Genomic DNA, 18638 nt, shown 5'->3' on the forward strand with positions numbered 1-18638 from the left:
GCGGGTTAACCGCTTCTCAAGGGCCCGGAACTACAAGCTGAGAACAGAGGAGCCGACCGGCGCCTCGACTCATCATCCAAGCGGGAACCGGCGCGCGGGGATGCGTCGCGCCCGCGAACGGAGCCGTAAGCCATGGCCCTTGACCTCGGCATGCCGATCCTCGTGGTGGACGATTACCAGACGATGGTCCGCATCATTCGCAACCTGCTCAAGCAGCTCGGCTTCGAGGATGTCGACGACGCCTCGGACGGCACCGGCGCGCTGGCGAAGCTGAAGCAGAAGAAGTACGGCCTCGTGATCTCCGACTGGAACATGGAGCCGATGACCGGTTACGAGCTGCTGCGCCACGTCCGGGCCGACGACGCCCTGCGCACCACGCCGTTCATCATGGTCACCGCCGAGTCGAAGACCGAGAACGTCATCGCCGCCAAGAAGGCCGGCGTGAACAACTACATCGTGAAGCCCTTCAACGCCCAGACGCTGAAGACCAAGATCGAGGCCGTCTGCGGCGCCTGACGCCGCCGACGCGACGAGGCGGTGCCTCTCGGGCGCGGGAGCGTGCGGCTGGGCCGAGAGGCCGGCCGCACCCGCGCCGGATCCCCGAGCCCGCAACGGGCCGGGAAGCAACCTAGCCGCGGGGATCGATCACGTGCTCAGGCAGATGACGGAAGGGCCGCGGTCCGCCCTCAACCGGCTGCTGGGAGGCAAGACGCCCATGGCCGGCACGACGGCGGCCCAGGCCGCGACCCCGGCGATCCCGGTCACGGAACTCCTGGAGATCGCCGACTACATCACCAAGCTGAAGGGCGGCATCGCGGCGCTGCGGGCCCAGGAACTGACCCGCGACCGCATCCCGATGGCGCATGACGAGCTCGGGAGCGTCGTCGCCGCCACCGCCAGCGCCACCAACCGGATCATGGAATCGGCCGAGTCGATTCTCGCGCTCGAGGCCAAGTCCCTCGACGATTACCGCCGGAAGGTCGAGGCCCATATCGGCGACATCTTCGAGGCCTGCACCTTCCAGGACATCACCGGCCAGCGCATCTCCAAGGTGGTGGAGGCCCTGGGCCAGCTCGAGAAGCGCCTGTCGCAGTTCTCGACCGTGGTGAACGTGCGCGACGGCGAGGCCGAGCTTGATCCCGAGGAGGCCCGCCGCAAGGCCCGGGCCGAGAAGCTGCTGCTCAACGGCCCGCAGCCGAAGGGCCCGGCGACGCCGCAGGACGCGATCGACGCCCTGTTCTCCTGACCGGATTTTGTCGAGTCTCCAACCGGGGTGCGCCGGCCGCACCCCGGTCTCGCCGCGTTCCTACCAGCGCAGCAGGTCGATCACGGCGTCCGGATGGACGGTCTGGGCCTCGAGCCAGTGGGCGATGTCGCCGATCGGCGCCCCCGCCGCGACGCCGAGCTCCTCCGCGTGGATGCCGCGCGCCACCAGCAGGGACGCGATCCCGAAGGCCCGCGCGCCGGCGACGTCGGTGCGGATCGCGTCGCCGATGGCGAGCAACCGGTCGCGGGGGAGGGGGGCGCCGCCGTCGAGCGCCTCCGCGGCGGCGAGCGCCGCCTCGTAGACCGGGACGTGCGGCTTGCCGGCGTAGACGACGGCGCCACCCAGTTCCTCGTAGAGCGCCGCGAGGGCGCCGGCGCAGGGGATCAGCCGCTCGCCGCGCTCGACCACGAGGTCGGGATTGGCGCAGATCATCGTCACGCCGCGGGCGGCCCAGGGGGCGAGCCGGTCGCGGTAATCCTCCGCCGTCTCGACCTCGTCGTCGAGGAGGCCCGTCACCACGACATGGGCGGCATCGTCCGGCCCCCCGCGGGCGAGATCGAGGCCGTCGAAGATCGGCAGGTCGCGATCGGGGCCGAGATGGTAGACCGGCGCCGCCGCCCGCTCGGCCAGCAGCCGGCAGGTGAGGTCGCCCGAGGTGACGATGGTGTCGTAGGCGCTGCGCGGCACGCCGAACCCGTCGAGCTGCGCCAGGACGCCCGCGCCCGGGCGCGGGGCGTTCGAGACCAGCACCACCCGGCGCGGCCGCTCGCCCGGCAGGGCGCGGAACCGCGTCAGCGCGTCCGAGGCGCCGCGATGGGCGTGCACGCCGTCGTGCAGCACGCCCCAGACGTCGCACAGGATCAGGTCGAAGCCGCCCGCGACGTCGGCGATCCCGTCAAGGATCGCGACCTCGCCCGGATGCGCCGCGCGAACCATCTCGGCCATGCCGTCCCTCCTGGCGCTGCATCGCAGCAGAACGCCTGCCGGACTTAAAGAGGGTCCGGCTCGAACGCAACGCCTGTTGAAATCGTTTACAGTCTTTCGGTGCGAAAATCCGGCCCGCGTCAGAGGAACGCCATCCGGTCGACGTCGACGAGACCGCGATCGGTGATCTTGAGGTGCGGGATCACCGGCAGCGGCAGGAAGGCGACCTGGAGGAACGGCTCCGGCAGGGTGCAGCCGAGGCCCCGGGCGGCCTCGCGCAGGGGCGGCAGGGCGTCGCGCACCGCCTCGAACGGCCGGTCGCTCATCAGCCCGGCGATCGGCAGCGCCAGCTCGGCCAGGATCCCGGTCTCGTCCGCCACCACGAACCCGCCCTGCAAGTCGATCAGCCGGTTGACCGCCCGGGCCATGGCCTCCGTGTCGGCGCCGACGACGCAGAGGTTGTGGCTGTCGTGACCGACCGAGGAGGCGATGGCGCCCCGCTTCAGCCCGAAGCCCCGCACCAGGCCGCGCCCGATGCTGCGGGTGCCGTGGCGCGCCACCACGGCCACCATCGCGATGTCCTGGGCAAGGTCCGGCACGGCCGCCGGGGTCAGGCGCAGGTGCTCGGTGATGATGCGCCCCGGCACCACGCCGATGACCGGGGTCTCGCCCGCGGGCGCCGGCACGGCGAGGTCGGCGGCGCCGACCGGCTCGGCCCGCACGCTGCGACGGCCCGGCGCGGGCGTCGCGGTCCGCGTCGCTGCCAGCGCCTCGTCCGCCGGGCGGCCCGCCGCGAAGACGGCCGAGACGGAACAAGTTTCCAGGTCGTCGAGCAGCACGATGTCGGCGCGCTTGCCCGGGGCGATCATGCCGCGGTCGGTGAGCCCGAAGGCGGTGGCGGCGGTGAGCGAGGCGGCCCGGTAGGCGGCGAGCGGCGGCACGCCGAGCCCGATCGCGGTGCGGATCAGGTGGTCGAGATGGCCTTCCTCCGCGATGTCGAGGGGGTTGCGGTCGTCGGTGCAGAAGGCGAGGAACGGCGCCGTCCGCTCGGTGAGGAGGGGGGCGAGCGCGTGCAGGTCCTTCGAGACCGAGCCCTCGCGGATCAGCACCGTCATGCCCTTGCGGATCTTCTCCAGCGCCTCCGCGGCGCTCGTCGCCTCGTGGTCGGTGCGGATGCCGGCGGCCGCGTAGGCGTTGAGGGCGAGGCCCGACAGGAGCGGGGCGTGGCCGTCGACGTGGCGCCCGGCGAAGGCCGCGAGCTTCGACAGGCAGGCCGGATCGGCCGCGACAACGCCCGGGAAGTTCATGAACTCGGCGAGCCCCAGGGCCCGGGGATGGTTGCGGTAGGCCGCGAGGTCGTCGGCCTCGATCCGGGCGCCGGCGCTCTCGAGGTCGGTCGCCGGCACGCAGGAGGAGAGCTGGACCCGGATGTCCATCACGGTCTCGCTCGCCGCCGCCAGCGCGTAGTCGAAGGCGGCGGTGCCGAGCACGTTGGCGAGCTCGTGCGGGTCCCAGATCGCCGTGGTGACGCCGTGGGGCAGGACGCAGCGGTCGAACTCGTGCGGGGTGATGAGGGAGGATTCGATGTGCAGGTGGGTGTCGATGAAGCCCGGGACGGCGATCCGCCCCCGCGCCTCGATCACCCGGGCGCCCTCGTAGGTGCCGTAGGTCCCCACCACCGTGTCGCCGCACACCGCGATGTCGGTCTCCACCAGGTCGCCGGTGACGAGGTCGAGGAGGCGGGCGCCGCGGATCACCAGGTCGGCGGGCGCGCGCCCGGCCCCTTGCGCGATCCGGCGGGCGATGGGGTCCGACATCGGGGATCCTTCTGGCTGCGAGGTCCCCGGATTCTAAGCAGGCCTGCATCGGCAGGCCACCGCGTCGTGCGCCGAGACTCTTGCTTCGTCGGCGTTTTTTTCTGCGATGCCGGAGGCCGCCTTCGCGACATCGGCTCGGGACGTCTCGCGCCGAGGGCGACGAAGCTTCCTCGGCGGCCGGCCCGCGGCGGCGGGTCGGCCGATCCTCACACCGCGCGGCGCAACACGTCCCGGAAGGCGCGGCGCACCGGCGGGGGCTCGTCGGCCGGCGGCGGGGGCGGCGGGGGCGGCGGCTCGGGTGCCGGCTCGGGAGCGGGAGGCGAGAGAACCTCGGGCCGCACCACCCGCGGGGGCGAGAACACCGTGCCCTGCGCCAGCGGCAGGTCGAGGTCGATCAGGTCGGGCACGTCGGCCTCCTGCTCGACGCCCTCGGCGACCAGCCGGATCCCGGCCCGGGCCAGGGTGGTGGCGATCGCCGCGCCGTGCTCGCTCAGGAGCAGGTCGACCCCGATCTTGGCGTAGCTCGCGCCGCGGGCGGCCAGCGCCGGGGCGTCGAGGCGCGGCTCGGCAACCCGGTCGACCGCGAGCCCGATCCGCTCGCGCAGGGCCGCCAGCGCCCCGGCCTGCTCGGCATCGAGGCTGCGCCAGCTCTGCTGCGGCAGGGCCAGGATCAGCCGCCCGGCGAGTTCGGGGTGCAGGTCGATCAGGCGGCTGACCGCCCGCAGGAAGCCGGGCTCGAACAGCGATCCCGGCGACAGGGCGTAGGCCACCGGGGTCTCGCTGCCGCGGCCGGCGAGGTGCTGGCCGATCGCCGTCACCCGGGCGAGCATCAGCCGGTCGAGCTCGGTGGTGCGGCCGTGACGTTCCAGCACCCGCAGGAACTCCGCCGGCGCCAGGAGCGCGTCGCCGACGCGCAGGCGCGCCAGGGCCTCGTAGAACGCCACCTTGCGCTGCGGCAGGCTGACGATCGGCTGGAGGTGGACCTCGAGCCCCTCGCCGAGGGCGGCCAGGATCTCGGATTCGGGCCGCGGCGCCGCGGCGGGCTCCGGCACGAAGGGCCGGCGCGGTGCGGGGGCGGCGTCGCGCGGCAGGATCGGGTCGGCCTGCGGGGCCGGCGCGGCGGCAGCCTCGGGCCGGGCCGCCGCGGCGGGGTCGGCCATGGCGGCCAAGGGCCAGGCCTGGGCCGCCTGCGCGGAGGCGCCCGGATAGGGAGCCGACGACGCGAAGGACTGCGGCGCGGCCTGCGCCATGGCCGGGGCGGCCGCCGGCACGGGTGCCGACGCCATCGGGGCCTGCGCCACGGGCGCTTGCACCAAGGGGGGCTGCGCCAAGGGGTGCTGCACCATGGGGGCCGTCGTCGCGTGAGCCGCGGCCATCAGGGGCGGCGCCGTCACGGGGGCGGGCATCGCCGTCGGCATCGGGGCCGGCTGGGCGGGGGGCGCCGCATAAGCCTGGGTCGGGGCCGGGACGGCGGGCGCGGTCCCGGCCTTGAGGTGGATCAGGTCCTCGTCCTGGGCCGCTACCGCCACCGCCAGCTCGCGCACGATGCCGCCGAGGAGGCCGATCTCGGCCGTGACCTCGGACAGGCCGTTCTCGAGCGCGGCGACCGGAGCGGCGGGGGCGCTCCGCTGCTCGACCGCGAGAAGGCGGCGCGACAGCAGATCGATCTCGCCCGACATCCGCTCGACCTGCCTGGCCAGGCGCACGGCCCGCCGGTAGGCGAGCGCCGTGGCGACGCCCGCGAGGGCGGCGACCACCAGGGCGGTCCCGGCCACGGCACCGAGGAGGGGCGCCGACAGGAAAGCGACCGCCAGGCAGGCCGCGCCCGCCAGGAGGCAGGAGAGGCTGAGGGCGATCCGACCCGCCGACGACCGATCGGCGCGCCGGCCGATCATGAGGGCCATGGCGATTCCTCTTAACGTATCGAGGACGTGCCGGGCCTCGCGGGATCCCGGCGCGTCGACGGTTGTCGCCGAGGCGCCCGATGCCTGCAAGACACGGCTGCGGGCTTCCCACGCTTTTCGCCCGACCTTGTCCGAGTTGCCGCAGTACCCGACATGGCTTGTGCGGCCCTGGCGTGCCGCGGGACGGTGCCGCCGCTGCCGGCGGGCCGTCGTGACTGATGGCGGCACTGACGGGCCGCGGCAAGGGAGAGTTGTAGCGATGACGATCGACCGGGCCGATGGCCGGATGGACCTGACGATGAAGGTCGAGGGCATGACCTGCCAGGGATGCGTCGCGGCGGTGACGAAGGCGATCCACCGCCTCGACCCGGCGGCTGAGGTGTCGGTGGACCTGGAGCGCGGCTGGGTCGCGGTCGTCACCGCCGCCCAGGCGCTCGAGCTGGCCCAGGCCCTCGGCCGCGCCGGCTACGACGCCGAGGCCATCACCGGCTGAGGGCATGACCGGCCGGTCCCGGGGCGGGCCGGTCCGAGGGGGGAAAACGCCGGCGGGAGGGCGGCCCGTGCGGTGATCCGTGGACAGGTTTTCCCCCCGCCCCGCGCTCTAACGTTCGTTTAAGCCGCCTCTGCGAGGGTTTCCGGGAGTTCGCAGAGTAGGGGCGCCGGGGCCGCAGGGTTCCTCGCGCTGGCGTGGCGGTGTGCATATCAACGGTGCCTTTGCGTCCCTGATCGATGCCCGTCTGACGGGTCTCGTCCACGAATCCACCGCCGGCGACCCGGCCGAGAGGGCCCGCCACGAGCGGTTCCTGATCTCCCGGCTCGCCACGGGCGCCGTGCTGATGGCGATGCTGCCGCCCTACCTGCTGTGGCGCGGCGTGCCGACCCTCGTCGAGGCGGCGGCGGCGGCCTGCCTGATCCTGCCGGTCTTCGCGGCCCTGCTGCTGGCGCGCACCGGCAACCTGACCCTCGCGCACGGGGTGTCCTCGGCGGCGCTGACCGGCCTCGTCGTGTGCCTGGCGAGCCTAACCGGCGGGCCGACCTCGGCGGTCACGATCTGGCTCGTGATGATCCCGGTCGAGGCGCTGCTCGCCGGCTCGCACCGCGCCGCCCTGGTGGCGGCCGTGCTGGCGATGCTGGGGGCGGTGGCGGTCGCGCTCGTCGAGCCGGCGACCGGCTTCGGCTTCTTCGCCTGGCCCTCGGCGCTGGCGATGCCGGTCTTCGCCATCACGGCGATCTGCCACGTCCTGGCGCTGTCCCTGGAGCATCGCCGCCGGGAGGGGCGCTGGAGCGCGCGGCTCACCGCCGCCTCGATGCGCGACGCCCTGCTGCTCGATGCCATCGACGACCTCGTGACCTGGCACGACCGCAACGGCAGCGTGCTGCAGGCCAGCCCCGCCGCCCGCTCGCTCGCCGGAACGACCCCCGACGCGCTGGAGGGCCGCGGCCTGTTCAACCGCGTCCACGTCTCGGACCGGCCGGCCTTCCTGACCGCGCTCAGCGACGCGGCCGCCCAGTCGCAGCCGGTGACGGTGCAGTTCCGCCTTCACGCCGCGGGCGAGGCCGGCGAGACCGGCCGGGTGATCTGGGCCGAGATGCGCGCCCACCGGGTGCCGGGCGCGATGGGGCCGGCAGCCGCCGGCGAGGCCGCCGTGGTGGCGGTGACCCGCGACGTGTCGGAGCACCGGCGGCGGTCCGAGGAGATCGAGGAGGCCCGGGCCGCGGCCGAGCGCGCCGACGAGGTCAAGAGCCGCTTCCTCGCCACCGTCAGCCACGAGCTGCGCACGCCGCTCAACGCCATCATCGGCTTCTCGGAGATGCTGGAGGCCGAATCGACCCTGGCGCTCGGGCCCGAGCGGCGGCGCGAATATGCCGGCATCATCCATTCCTCGGGCCGGCACCTGCTCGAGGTGGTCAACACCCTCCTCGACATGTCGCGGATCCAGAGCGGCAACTTCGATTACGCGCCCGAGCCGTTCGACCTCGCCGGCCTCGCCCGCGGCGTCTGCGACCTGATGCAGATCCGGGCCGACCAGGGCGGCGTGCGCCTGCGGCGCGAGGTCGCCGCCGACCTGCCGGAGGTCACCGCCGACCCGCGCGCCTGCCGGCAGATGCTGATCAACCTTCTGTCGAACGCAGTGAAGTTCACGCCCCGCGGCGGCGACGTGGTGGTCTCGGTGCGCCGGGTGTTCGACCGGGTCGAGATGGCGGTGACGGATACCGGCATCGGCATCGCCGAGGCCGACCTGCCGCGCCTCGGCGACCCGTTCTTCCAGGCCGGCCTCGGCACCGGCTCGAACTACGGCCGCCCGCACGAGGGCACCGGCCTCGGGCTCTCGGTGGTGCGCGGCCTCGTCGGCCTGCATCACGGCGAGCTGACCGTCGAGAGCGGCCCGTCCCGCGGCACCCGGGTGGTGGTCACCCTGCCGCTCGACTGCCGCGTCGGCCGCGGCGATCCGGGCTGCCCGGTGCCGATCCGCACCGCCGCCCTCGTCGCGCAGGCCGGGGGACCGGTTTCGGCCGGGGCGCTTCCTCCCCCGGCCGCGCCCGCCCCGGGCGAGCGTCCCGCCGCGATGCGGCTCACCGGGTGAGGGCGCCGGCCGGCCCGCGCCGGCTCCCCTGACCCCCGTCAAGCCGCCGATCGAATCCGGAAAGGAGATGCGATGTCCGAGGCGCCAGCCCGGAGACGCGACGGGGCCCTCGACCGTCGCCGCGACGCGGCACCGCCCCGTCGCCCCGCCGACGCACCGGCCCGCCGGCCCGACCCCGACGTCGCTCCGGCCGGCGAGGCCGCCGACGCGCCGGCCCTGACCGCCGACGCCCGGCCGGCGCCGCGCGTGCGGACGACGCCCCGTGCCCCGCGCCCGGCCCGGCCCGCGCCGCGCCCGGCCGGCGCCCTCGACCGGATCCGCGGACGGGCGGACCGGATCCTGCGGCATCCGGCCGGCATCGTCGGCGGCCTCCTCGCCCTCGGAGCGGTGGCGGCGGTGGCGGCGAACGCCCTCAGCTTCCAGACCGGGCGCCACCCCGCGCCGCTCTTCGCCAAGGCGTCGCCCGACAAGGCGCCCTCGGACGGCAAGGGCTCGGCTGGCAAGGACCCCGGCGGCAAGGACACCGCGGGCAAGATTCCGGCCGACCGGCTGGCGCCGGACACCCGCGCGGCGCAGGCGGCTGGCGAGTTGCCGCCGCGCGCCGCCAAGCCCGATGTCTCGAAGCCGGACGGCATCGGCGCCCTGTTGCGCGACGATCGCACCACCGCCTCCCTCGGCCCGAAGGCCGAACCGGCCAGGGCCGCGAAGGCGGCGCCCGGACGGGAGACCGCCGGGCGCGAGATACAGGGCCGCGAGGCCCCCGCCAAGGCCGCCTCCCACGCGCCGGTCCGGGAGGCGCGGGCATCGGAGCCGAAGGCATCGGCCCTGCACGCGGCGGCGCCCGCGACGGGGCTCGTCAAGCCCGACCGGTCGGTCGCCTATGCCCAGCGCGCCCTGATCAAGCTCGGCTACGGCCCGCTCACCGTCGACGGCATCGCCGGCCCGACCACCCGGGCGGCGCTCGCCCGCTTCGAGCGCGAACGCCGCCTGCCCGGCGCCAGCGTGGCGCGCCGGACCCTGCAGGAGCTCGAGGCGCGTTCGGGCCTCAAGCCGGAGTGAGGCAATCGGGCCGCTTCGGGCGGCCCGGTCTGCGACGGTGCCTTCGGCGGCATCCCCTTAAGCTGAGGGGTCGGTCCCGCCGAGGCTTCAGGGAGCCTGCGCGATCCGTGCGATCGTGGTCGCGCGGGAGGCCGGCATTCCACCCTCGTCCCGTCGGAGCGTCGATCGATTGGTGCCCCGGGACGAGGTCGACCGCGTCGCCGGGAACGACCGGGAGGGAGCCCGGTCGGACGGTCGGCCCTACTTCCCGAAATCCACCTTCGCGCCCCGCTCGACGTGCTTGGCCAGATCCCGCGCGTCCCAGTTGGTCAGCCGGACGCAGCCATGCGACTCGGTCTTGCCGACCTTCTCCGGCTCGGGCGTGCCGTGGATGCCGTAGCCGTCGTTGCCCGAGAGGTCGATCCAGACCACGCCGACCGGGTTGTTCGGGCCCGGCTTGATGGTGAACTTGCGCTTCGTCTCGACGCCCTTGAACTCGTATTTCGGGTTGTAGGTGTAGGTCGGGTCGAACGCGACGCCCTCGACCTTCAGGACGCCGCTCGGCGCCGGCTTCTCCTCGCTGCCGATCGAGGCCGGGTAGGTGTGCACCAGGGCGCCGTCCTCGGCATAGGCGCGGACCTGGAGCGCGTCCTTGTCGACCTCGATCCGGCTGACCTTCGGCATCTCGGGCAGCTCCTTGGCGGGAATGCGTCCGGTCTCGAGCGCCGGCACCGCCGCCACCGTGATCACCGTGCCGGCCTTGGCCAGCGCCGCGTCGGGGTTGAGGTCCGTCAGCAGCCCCCGGCTCATGTGGAATCGCTCGGCCAGCATCTCGGCCGGCGAGCCGTAGGAGAGCGCCTTGAGGTCGGCCTGCTCCTCCATCTTGGGCGGGATCTCCTCCGCGAAGGGGCCGTCGACGTCCTTCTCGGTCAGGGTGTACTGCGTCACCGCCGGGTCGGGGCTGGTGCCGGAGAGGGCCTGCCACAGCGGCGCGTCGAGGCGGCCGGCGAAGGCCTGTCCCTTCGCCTTGGCGAAGGCCGCCAGCGCGCCGCGCAGGTTGTCGCCGTCGCGCCCGTCGATGGCGCCGGGGGAGAACCCGGCCCGGTCGAGGAGCACCTGCGTCCGGATCGTCAGCGGATCGGGGCGCTTCTCGGCGGCGGCCTTCTCCTTGCCCTTCTCCTTCGCGGTCTCGCGGCCGGTCTCCGCCTTGTCGGAGGCAGGTTTGTCGGGTGCGGATTTGCCGGGCTCCGCGGCGCCCTCCGCCGGCCCGGCGCCGAATTGCGCCTGGTTGATCGCCTCCGCGGTCAGAGGGGTCTCCGCGGCGCCGGCCGCACCCGCGCATCCCATCACCAGCAGAACCGCACCGAGCCTCGCCGCCGACCGCATCCGACCCTCTCCCGACTTACGAAGAACCGCAGAGCCTTAGAAGCGCCGGACGCGGGCGGACGTTCCCGCGCGGCATGGTCGACGGCCTGTCCCTATTGGCACAGGCGATGGCCGGCGGGCCGCTCGCGCTCGTCGAGATGGAGGTGGTTGGCGTGGGCCGGGTCCGCGCCCGGCCCGAGCACGGTGCGGAAGAAGCCGCAGGCGCGCGCCCGGACCGCCGCCTCGAACGCCGCTTCCGGCGTCCCCTCGCGGCTCGCGCCGACGGCGATCGGGGCCCGTCCCTCGACGACGAAGCCCATCACGTCGACCCCGTTGGCGTAGGCGTGCTCGCTGAGCTTGGCGCTCGGGTCGTGGTTCTGGCCGCGGCACTCGTAGGATCCGCCGATCTGGAGCTTCTGCGGGGCCTTGCCGAGGAGGCGCTCGCCGGTCACCCGCACCTCGGTGCTCCAGCGGGCGAGCGCCTCGGCGGCGGTGCAGGTGAGGGTGGCGGCGGGCGCGAGCGCGACGCCGTCCGGCAGCACCGTCACCCGCAGGGGTCTGGCGGCCCCGCACATCCCGTCGAGGAGGGGCGCGACGGGCTCGGCCTTGACGCCGAGGCGCTCCAGCCGGCCCAGGCAGGCGGTGTCGTCGGGCACGATCGTGGCGGGCCCCGGCGCCGGGCCGGACGGCAGGTCGGCCGGCCGCTCGGGCGGCAGGGGGGCGGTCTCGGCGCCGGGGGCGGCCGGCGCATCCTTGCCGGGCTCCTTGCCCGTATCCTTCGCGGCGTCCTTCGCTGCATCCTTGGCGGAGGGTTCGGCGGGCCCGGATTCCTTGACCTCGGGGTGCCGGGCCGTCGGCTCCTTGATGTCCTCGGGCCGGGGCGGCGGCAGGGGAACCTGCTCGGCCGGGGTCCGGATCAGCGGCGTCCCGGTCGGTGCCTGGGCGACCGCCGGCCCCGCCAGCAGGGCGCACCCCATCAGTACGGCGAGGCTCCGCCCCATAATCGTCCCCGGCATCGCGCGTCCCCCCGTTCGCGCTCTCCAACGGCCGGCCAAGCGTGACCGTTCCGGCGGGTGGGCGTCCACGGACAATCGGCGCGTCCCGCCGCGCTTGCGCCCCGCGCCCGAGGGTCTATCGTCGCCCGCCACACGAGCGAGAGGACCAGCATGCGCGGCGTCACGGCGGAGCACGAGCCCAACCCCTTCTCCGAGCCGGTCTGGACCACGCCCCACGGGCTGCCGCCCTTCGAGCGCATCGCTCCCGCGCATTACGAGCCGGCCTTCGAGCGGGCGCTCGCCCAGCACGTCGCCGAGATCGAGGCGATCGCCGGCAATCCCGAGCCGGCGGCCTTCGCCAACACCATCGGGGCGCTGGAGCGCTCCGGCGAGGCCCTGCGGCGGGTCTCCGCGACCTTCTTCAACCTGGCCGGCAGCCACACCAACCCGGACCTCCAGGCGGTCGAGCGGGCGGTGGCGCCGCGGCTGGCGCGCCACGGCAGCGCGATCTACCTCAACCCGGACCTGTGGGCGCGGGTCTCGGCGGTGGGCGAGGACGGCCTGACCGACGAGGAGAAGCGGGTGCGCGAGCGCTACCGCCTGCGCTTCCGCCGCGCCGGCGCCGAGCTCGGCGCCGAGGCCAAGGAGCGGATGGCCGCCATCGCCTCGCGGCTCGCCGAGCTCGGCACGCAGTTCAGCCAGAACCTGCTCGCCGACGAGAGCGGCTTCATGCTCGAACTGTCGGGCGAGGACGACGTCGCCGGCTTGCCGCCCTTCCTGCGCGCCGCGGCCAGCCGGGCCGCCGAGGAGCGCGGGCTTCCCGGCTCGCACGCCGTCACCCTGTCGCGCTCGCTGATCGAGCCGTTCCTGGTCTTCTCGACCCGGCGCGACCTGCGCGAGCGCGCCTACGGCGCCTGGATCCGCCGCGGCGAGAACGGCGGCGAGACCGACAACCGGGCGATCATCACCGAGACCCTGCGGCTACGGGCCGAGCGGGCGCGCCTGCTGGGCTACCCGAGCTACGCCGCCTTCCGCCTCGACGACACCATGGCGGGCAGCGCCGAGGCGGCGGTCGGGCTCCTGGAGGAGGTCTGGGCCCCGGCCCGCCGCCGGGCCGAGGCCGAGCGCGACCGCCTCCAGGCCCTCGCGCACGAGGACGGCCAGACCGCCGACTTGGCGCCCTGGGACTGGCGCCACTACGCCGAGCGCCTGCGCCGGCGCGAGCACGCCCTCGACGAGGGCGAGATCAAGCCGTACCTGCCCCTCGAGGGCATGATCCAGGCCGCCTTCGACACCGCCCACCGCCTGTTCGGCCTCTCCTTCACCGAGCTGACGGAGGCGCCGCGCTATCACCCGGAGGTGCGGGCCTGGGAGGTCGCCGACCGGGACGGCACGGTGATCGGCCTCTTCCTCGGCGACTACTTCGCGAGGCCCAGCAAGCGCTCGGGCGCCTGGATGAGCGGCTTCCGCTCGCAGGAGCGGCTCTCGGGTCCGGTCACGCCGATCATCGTCAACGTGATGAACTTCGCCAAGGGCGGCGAGGACGAGCCGGCGCTCCTGTCCTTCGACGACGCCCGCACGCTCTTCCACGAATTCGGCCACGCCCTGCACGGGCTCCTGTCGAACGTGACCTACCCGATCCTCGCCGGCACCGCGGTGGCGGGCGATTTCGTCGAGCTGCCCTCGCAGCTCTACGAGCACTGGCTGGAACAGCCCGAGGTGCTGCGGACCCATGCCCGCCACTACCGCACGGGCGAGCCGATGCCCGAGGACCTGCTGGCCCGGCTGCTGGCCGCCCGCACCTTCAACCAGGGCTTCGCCACGGTGGAGTACACGGCGTCCGCCATCGTCGACCTCGACCTGCACCTGTCTCCGGAGGCCGAGAGCGGCATCGATCCGCTCGCCTTCGAAGCGCAGTCGCTGCGCCGCATCGGCATGCCGGCCGAGATCGCGATGCGCCACCGCACGCCGCACTTCCAGCACGTCTTCGCGGGTGAGGGCTACGCGTCCGGCTACTACAGCTACCTGTGGTCCGAGGTGCTGGACGCCGACGCCTTCGACGCCTTCCGGGAGGCCGGCGACATCTTCGACCCCGCCACCGCCGAGCGCCTGCGCACCTACGTGTACGGCGCCGGCAACCTGCGCGACGCCCGCAGCGCCTACACGGCGTTCCGCGGCCGGCTGCCGAGCACCGGGCCGCTGCTGCGCAAGCGCGGGCTGGCAGCCTGAGGCGATCGGCGGGAGCGGCGCGCAGGCGCGCGCCGCTCCCGCCCGTCACCCGCAGGCCCACTCCAGCTTGAAATTGAGAAAGTCGAACTGCGCGTTGCCACCGCCAAAATTGAATCCACCCAGTTCCTCGTCGAATTCCACGTAGTAGGGACTGAAGTCGGGGGTCTGTTGCAAGGATCGCATCGTCCCGCCGATATGGTTCAGCGCGTGTCCCTCTGTCCAGGAATGAGACTCGTAGGATTCTTCCCCGTTCGAGTCGTGGCGAACGAAGAAGGGTTGGATGTAATCCGTGGGTTCATGCAAGAACTCATCGTAGGGTTTGCGCCCCGCATTCGGGTCGTGCGCCCGCGGTGTCCAGCTCAGCGCACGGTTCTCGATGAGATCCTGGGCCGGCTCGGTGCCGAACATATCCTGCACGACACGCATGTCGCCCATGAAATTCCAATATGCGGCGGCCGAACCTTTCGCCATCCATTCGGGCGGAGGCAGGAGCGCGCGGTAGGGGTTGGGCATCATCTCCGGCGGCCGGCAGAGCTCGCCGTCGAACTCGGCCCGCGTGAGAAGGATCGCCGCATGGGTGATGCGCAGCGGGTCCGTCATGCGGTGCAGGCGTGGATGCGCCGTGCGCTCCGCCCGCCAGAACGGCAGGAGATCGGGATCGTTCGGGGCGTCCGCCGCGGCCATCGCTTCGCCGATCTCGGGCGCTTCGGTGTTGGGGCCGCCGTCATTATGGTCCATCGCCGAGGTGAAGAGGGAGACGGCCACCAAATCCGGTCCGTGGCACCGGTAATCCTCCGGCAGGAGCAGGGTGAAGGCGTGCTGGAGCGGGTAGCCGCTGGTGGGGTCGAGCGGCCATTGCTCGGGAGCGATGCCGGGCGGCAGCCCGAAGCACCAGCCCTGGCAGTCGGAAGCGGTCCGGGCGGCCGGGACGGGCAGGATCGTCAGATCGTAGGCTTGCATCGTCATGGTCGGGCCTCGCATGTCGGGGCTGCGGCCGCCGTCAGCGATGCCGCCGGCCGAACACTGACGTTACGGTAAGCCAGGCCGCATCGGCCAGGAAGGCGAGCGAGGCGGCCGCCGCCGCGCCCTGGACCAGCGCCAGGGTGTTCTGGGTCTGGAGACCGACGACGATCGGGGTGCCGAGGGTCTGGGCGCCGGCGAGCGCTCCCACCGCCGCTGTGGCGACCGCCAGCACCAGCACCACCCGCAGGGCCTCGAGGATCGGCCCCGCGGCGAGGGGCAGCTCGACCCGCAGGAGCGTCTGCGCCGGGGTGAGCCCCATCGCGGTCGCGGCGGCGCGCACCTCCTCCGGCACGGTGGCGAGCGCCCCGGCGGTGCCGCGCATCACCGGCATCAGCCCGTAGGCGGCGAGCGCCAGCAGGATCGGCGGTGCGCCGAAGCCGAGGACGGGAAGCGCGAGCGCCACCACCACCACCGGCGGCGCGGCCTGGGCCGCGGCCGCGAGGGTATCGAGCGAGGTGCGCAACGAGGCGCCCGCCGCCCGGGTCGCCAGGATGCCGAGGGCGAGGCCGGCTCCGCCCGCCAGGAGAAAGCCGCCGAGCGCCAGGACGAGATGATGGCGGGCGAGCCAGGCGAGGCGCTCGGCCGGCACCGGCGCGCCGGCCTGCAGCCCGAGCGCGCGCACGAGGGGACCGGCGACCTCGGGCAGGCTCAACCCGGCCAGGACGAGGCCGAGCGCCAGCGGTGCGGCGAAGCGGGGCAGGGCGCGTGTCATCGGGTGGGTCATCGGGCCTGTCATGCGGCCTCCCGCGTCGTCAGGAGCGCGAGCCCGGCATCGAGCGCGAGCGCCAGCCCGATCACCGGCAGCGCGCCGAGCAGGATCAGGTCCTGGGCGAACTGCGCCATGCCCTCGAACACCACCGCCCCGAGCCCGCCGGCCCCGACGAGGCCGCCGAGGGTGGCGAGCCCGACGCTCTGCACCGCCGCGACCCGCAGCGCCCCGGCGATCACCGGAGCGCCGAGGGGCAGGCGCACCCGCACCAGCGTCGCCCCGGGGGTGAGGCCCATCGCCCGGGCGGCGTGGAGCACCGCCGGGTCCGCCGCGGCGAGGCCGGCGGCGAGCCCCCGCAACAGCGGCAGGCACAGATAGGCGGCGGTGCCGATCACCGCCGGCACCGGCCCGATGGCCGACAGGCCGAGCCCCCGCAGGGCCGGCACGAGGGCGAGCAGGCCCGACAGGCCCGCCACCAGGCCGGCGAAGAGCGCCAGCGCGGGGACGACCTGCACGCCGTTGAGGAGCCCGTCGACGAGACGCGAGGCCGATCCGTCGCGCAGGCGCAGGAGCGCGAGCGGCCCCGAGATCGCGAGCGCGAGCGCGAGCGCGGCCCCGGCGAGCCCGAGATGCTGGAGGAACGCCGCGTTCACCGCGCCCGCCCGCGCCCGGTACTCGACCATGAGCGAGAGCGAATCGAGGAGCCCGCCCCCCGCGGCGAGCGCCAGGAACCCGAGGAGGAGCGCCGCGGCGACGAGGCCGCCCCATCGCGAAAAGACCGCCCGGGCCGCCTGCCCGGCGAGCCACGCCAGGGCGAGGCCCGCGAGCCAGGCGCCCGGGCCGAGGGCGGCGCGGGCCGCCGCCGGCTTGCCGACGAGAAGCCCCGCGGCGCCCTGGCCGGCGGCGAGCACCAGCCCGCACCAGGCCGCGAGCGCCGCCGCGAGGGCGAGGCGGCTTCCCTTGGCGGAGGCGGGGGCGGCGAGCAGCAGGCCCGCGGCGAGCGTCAGGAGGCCGAGCCCGAGGCCGGGCAGGCCGATCCCGACGGGCGCGCCGGGCACGAGGCGGTTCGGCGCGAGCGTGAGGACCGGCAGGCCCGCGAGCGCCGCGACGGCCAGGCCGGCCGCCGCGAGGGGCAGCCCGCGGGACGGCATCGAAGGCGGCAAGGTCCGGGGCGGCATCGTGCCGGGAGGCGTCATCTCGGAGGGCCTCATGGTGCGACCGATTCGAGGTAGCGGCGGGCGACGGCCTCCGGCGTGTCGCCGTCCACCGCCACCTGCGCGTTGAGCCGGCGCAGCGTCGCGAGGTCGAGGCCGGAGAAGAGCCGGTCGAGTGCGGGCGCCATCGCGGGGTGGCGCGCCAGCGCCTCGGCGCGGACGAGCGGCGCCGGCTCGTAGACGATCTGCGCGCCCAGGGGATCGCTCATCACCACCACGTCGAGGGCCGCGATCGCCCCGTCGGTGCCGTAGACCATGCCGGCGTTGACCCCGCTGATCCCTTGCGCTGCGGCCCGCAGGGTGACGGCGGTGTCGCCGCCGGGCAGCATCACGATCCGCTCCCGCGGCAGGGCGAAATCGTAGGCCCGCTCGAAGGACGGCAGGGCGGCCGGGCTCTCGACGAATTCCGCCGAGGCGCAGAGCTCGATCAGGCCGCGACGGACCGCGCCGGCGAAATCCGCCATCGTGCGCAGGCTCTCGGCCCTGGCGAGCTTGCCCGCGACGGCGATCTGCCAGGTGTTGTTGGCGGGCGCAGGCGTGAGCCAGGTCAGGCCGTTCGCCTGATCGAAGCGGCGTGCCGCGGCGAGCGCGGTCTCGGCCCGGCGCCAGGCCGGGTCGGCATCGGTGCCAGAGAAGAAGGCGGCGTTGCCGGTATATTCGGGGTAGGCGTCGATCTCGCCGGCCTGGAGCGCGGCGCGCACGATGCGGGTCGGGCCGAGCTGCAGCTGCGGGGTCACCGGCACGCCGAGGCGCCGAAGACTCAGGACGATCATGTGCCCGAGGAGCGCGCCCTCGCCATCGATCTTCGAGGCGACGACGACCGGGCGCCCCGTCGAACCCAGCGCCGGACCCGCCGCGCCCCAGACGAGACCGGCGAGCGCACCCGATACTACGCGGCGTCGATTCAAGGGGGCACGCGGCCCCGATCCCCGCTGCATCGCGTCCCAGCCCGCTACGCTTGACATGACTGCCTTTCCGGGCGACGGCTCACCGGCGCTGGTGACGCGTGTCGCCGCGGACTCGCACGGGCTGCGGGCGATGGGAACCCCCGACGGCGCAACGGCTCCCGCCGCCTCGGGGACGGTTCGGTCGGTCCCCGATTCGGGGCGATGAGGGAAAGACATCCGGCGTGGGCACGGAAACAAACGAAGAGCTCCTGAACGGTGCCCGCGTCCTCGTCGTCGAGGACGAAGCGGCGATCTCGATGCTCCTGGAGGACATGCTGCTCGATTTCGGCTGCGAGGTCGTGGGTCCGGCGGCTCGGCTCAGCAAGGCGCTCGAGATGGCCGAGAGCGAGAGCTTCGTGGTCGCGATCCTCGACGTCAACGTCGCCGGCGAGCCGATCTACCCCGTCGCCGAGGCGATCGTGCGCCGTGGGCTGCCCCTGGTCTTCTCCACCGGCTACGGCGGCGCGGGCATCCGCGAGCCGTTCCGCGACCGGCCGGTGGTGCAGAAGCCGTTCAGCCAGCAGGACCTCAAGCGCACCCTGATCGCCGCGATCGCCGCGGCGAACTGACCGATACGCGCCCGGTCGCCGGCGCGATCGTCCGATTTCAGACAGTATAGAT

At 74.2% G+C, this 18638-nt stretch carries 16 protein-coding genes; 7 read left to right on the plus strand and 9 right to left on the minus strand.

Going from position 1 to position 18638, the window contains the following annotated elements; genetic code table 11:
• Nucleotides 1-132 precede the first annotated feature (132 nt).
• Entirely contained in the window at nucleotides 133-516 is a 384-nt protein-coding gene (locus V3T34_RS23005) for a response regulator (RefSeq protein ID WP_048427618.1), read from the plus strand.
• Nucleotides 517-715: 199 nt separating this feature from the next.
• Nucleotides 716-1246: a protein phosphatase CheZ gene (locus V3T34_RS23010; protein ID WP_060849314.1), complete on the plus strand. Its 531-nt coding sequence runs from the start codon at nucleotides 716-718 to the stop codon at nucleotides 1244-1246.
• Between the two features lie 60 nt (nucleotides 1247-1306).
• On the opposite strand, the gene V3T34_RS23015 is transcribed toward V3T34_RS23010, so the two are convergent.
• The 3 genes from V3T34_RS23015 to V3T34_RS23025 form a co-directional block, all read right to left on the minus strand.
• Nucleotides 1307-2212 carry a TIGR01459 family HAD-type hydrolase gene (locus V3T34_RS23015; protein ID WP_305079222.1) on the minus strand — a complete coding sequence of 302 codons (906 nt, stop codon included), beginning with the start codon at nucleotides 2210-2212 and terminating at the stop codon, nucleotides 1307-1309.
• A gap of 119 nt (nucleotides 2213-2331) precedes the next feature.
• Nucleotides 2332-4008, minus strand: coding sequence for an adenine deaminase (gene ade, locus V3T34_RS23020; RefSeq protein WP_305079223.1), 1677 nt, complete (start codon nucleotides 4006-4008; stop codon nucleotides 2332-2334).
• A 206-nt stretch (nucleotides 4009-4214) separates the two neighbouring features.
• Complete coding sequence (locus tag V3T34_RS23025) at nucleotides 4215-5912, minus strand: EAL domain-containing protein (RefSeq protein ID WP_305079224.1); 1698 nt, start codon at nucleotides 5910-5912, stop codon at nucleotides 4215-4217.
• A gap of 259 nt (nucleotides 5913-6171) precedes the next feature.
• Here V3T34_RS23025 and V3T34_RS23030 point away from each other — a divergent pair, with 259 nt between their 5' ends.
• From V3T34_RS23030 to V3T34_RS23040, 3 genes are all read left to right on the plus strand, one after another.
• Nucleotides 6172-6405 (plus strand): heavy-metal-associated domain-containing protein, encoded by a 234-nt coding sequence (locus V3T34_RS23030; RefSeq protein WP_244533501.1) that lies wholly within the window; start codon nucleotides 6172-6174, stop codon nucleotides 6403-6405.
• 202 nt (nucleotides 6406-6607) lie between these two features.
• On the plus strand, nucleotides 6608-8497 hold the full coding sequence (locus V3T34_RS23035; protein ID WP_305079225.1) for a sensor histidine kinase: 1890 nt from the start codon (nucleotides 6608-6610) through the stop codon (nucleotides 8495-8497).
• 72 nt (nucleotides 8498-8569) lie between these two features.
• The gene (locus V3T34_RS23040; protein WP_305079226.1) at nucleotides 8570-9556 is read left to right on the plus strand and encodes a peptidoglycan-binding domain-containing protein; all 987 of its coding nucleotides are present in this window, start codon (nucleotides 8570-8572) and stop codon (nucleotides 9554-9556) included.
• Between the two features lie 240 nt (nucleotides 9557-9796).
• Here the strand turns inward: V3T34_RS23040 and V3T34_RS23045 are convergent, their stop codons facing one another.
• Nucleotides 9797-10921, minus strand: a complete 1125-nt coding sequence (locus V3T34_RS23045; RefSeq protein WP_305079227.1) for a L,D-transpeptidase — start codon at nucleotides 10919-10921, stop codon at nucleotides 9797-9799.
• A gap of 92 nt (nucleotides 10922-11013) precedes the next feature.
• Complete coding sequence (locus tag V3T34_RS23050) at nucleotides 11014-11916, minus strand: extensin-like domain-containing protein (protein WP_305079228.1); 903 nt, start codon at nucleotides 11914-11916, stop codon at nucleotides 11014-11016.
• Between the two features lie 150 nt (nucleotides 11917-12066).
• Here V3T34_RS23050 and V3T34_RS23055 point away from each other — a divergent pair, with 150 nt between their 5' ends.
• Nucleotides 12067-14124 (plus strand): M3 family metallopeptidase, encoded by a 2058-nt coding sequence (locus V3T34_RS23055; RefSeq protein ID WP_305079229.1) that lies wholly within the window; start codon nucleotides 12067-12069, stop codon nucleotides 14122-14124.
• 45 nt (nucleotides 14125-14169) lie between these two features.
• Here the strand turns inward: V3T34_RS23055 and V3T34_RS23060 are convergent, their stop codons facing one another.
• The 4 genes from V3T34_RS23060 to V3T34_RS23075 are packed head-to-tail and all read right to left on the minus strand — an operon-like array spanning nucleotide 14170 to nucleotide 18008.
• Nucleotides 14170-15090, minus strand: a complete 921-nt coding sequence (locus tag V3T34_RS23060; RefSeq protein WP_305079230.1) for a hypothetical protein — start codon at nucleotides 15088-15090, stop codon at nucleotides 14170-14172.
• 34 nt (nucleotides 15091-15124) lie between these two features.
• The gene (locus V3T34_RS23065; RefSeq protein ID WP_305079231.1) at nucleotides 15125-15859 is read right to left on the minus strand and encodes an ABC transporter permease; all 735 of its coding nucleotides are present in this window, start codon (nucleotides 15857-15859) and stop codon (nucleotides 15125-15127) included.
• Nucleotides 15860-15879: 20 nt separating this feature from the next.
• The gene (locus V3T34_RS23070) at nucleotides 15880-17007 is read right to left on the minus strand and encodes an ABC transporter permease subunit (RefSeq protein WP_331369299.1); all 1128 of its coding nucleotides are present in this window, start codon (nucleotides 17005-17007) and stop codon (nucleotides 15880-15882) included.
• A gap of 56 nt (nucleotides 17008-17063) precedes the next feature.
• Nucleotides 17064-18008, minus strand: coding sequence for a glycine betaine ABC transporter substrate-binding protein (locus V3T34_RS23075; RefSeq protein ID WP_407942757.1), 945 nt, complete (start codon nucleotides 18006-18008; stop codon nucleotides 17064-17066).
• A gap of 266 nt (nucleotides 18009-18274) precedes the next feature.
• Between V3T34_RS23075 and V3T34_RS23080 the strand changes: the two genes are divergently transcribed.
• Nucleotides 18275-18586, plus strand: a complete 312-nt coding sequence (locus V3T34_RS23080; protein WP_236012699.1) for a response regulator — start codon at nucleotides 18275-18277, stop codon at nucleotides 18584-18586.
• Nucleotides 18587-18638: the final 52 nt, after the last annotated feature.

Origin of the sequence: Methylobacterium ajmalii, assembly GCF_036448855.1 — a bacterium.
Taxonomy (GTDB): Bacteria; Pseudomonadota; Alphaproteobacteria; order Rhizobiales; family Beijerinckiaceae; genus Methylobacterium; species Methylobacterium ajmalii.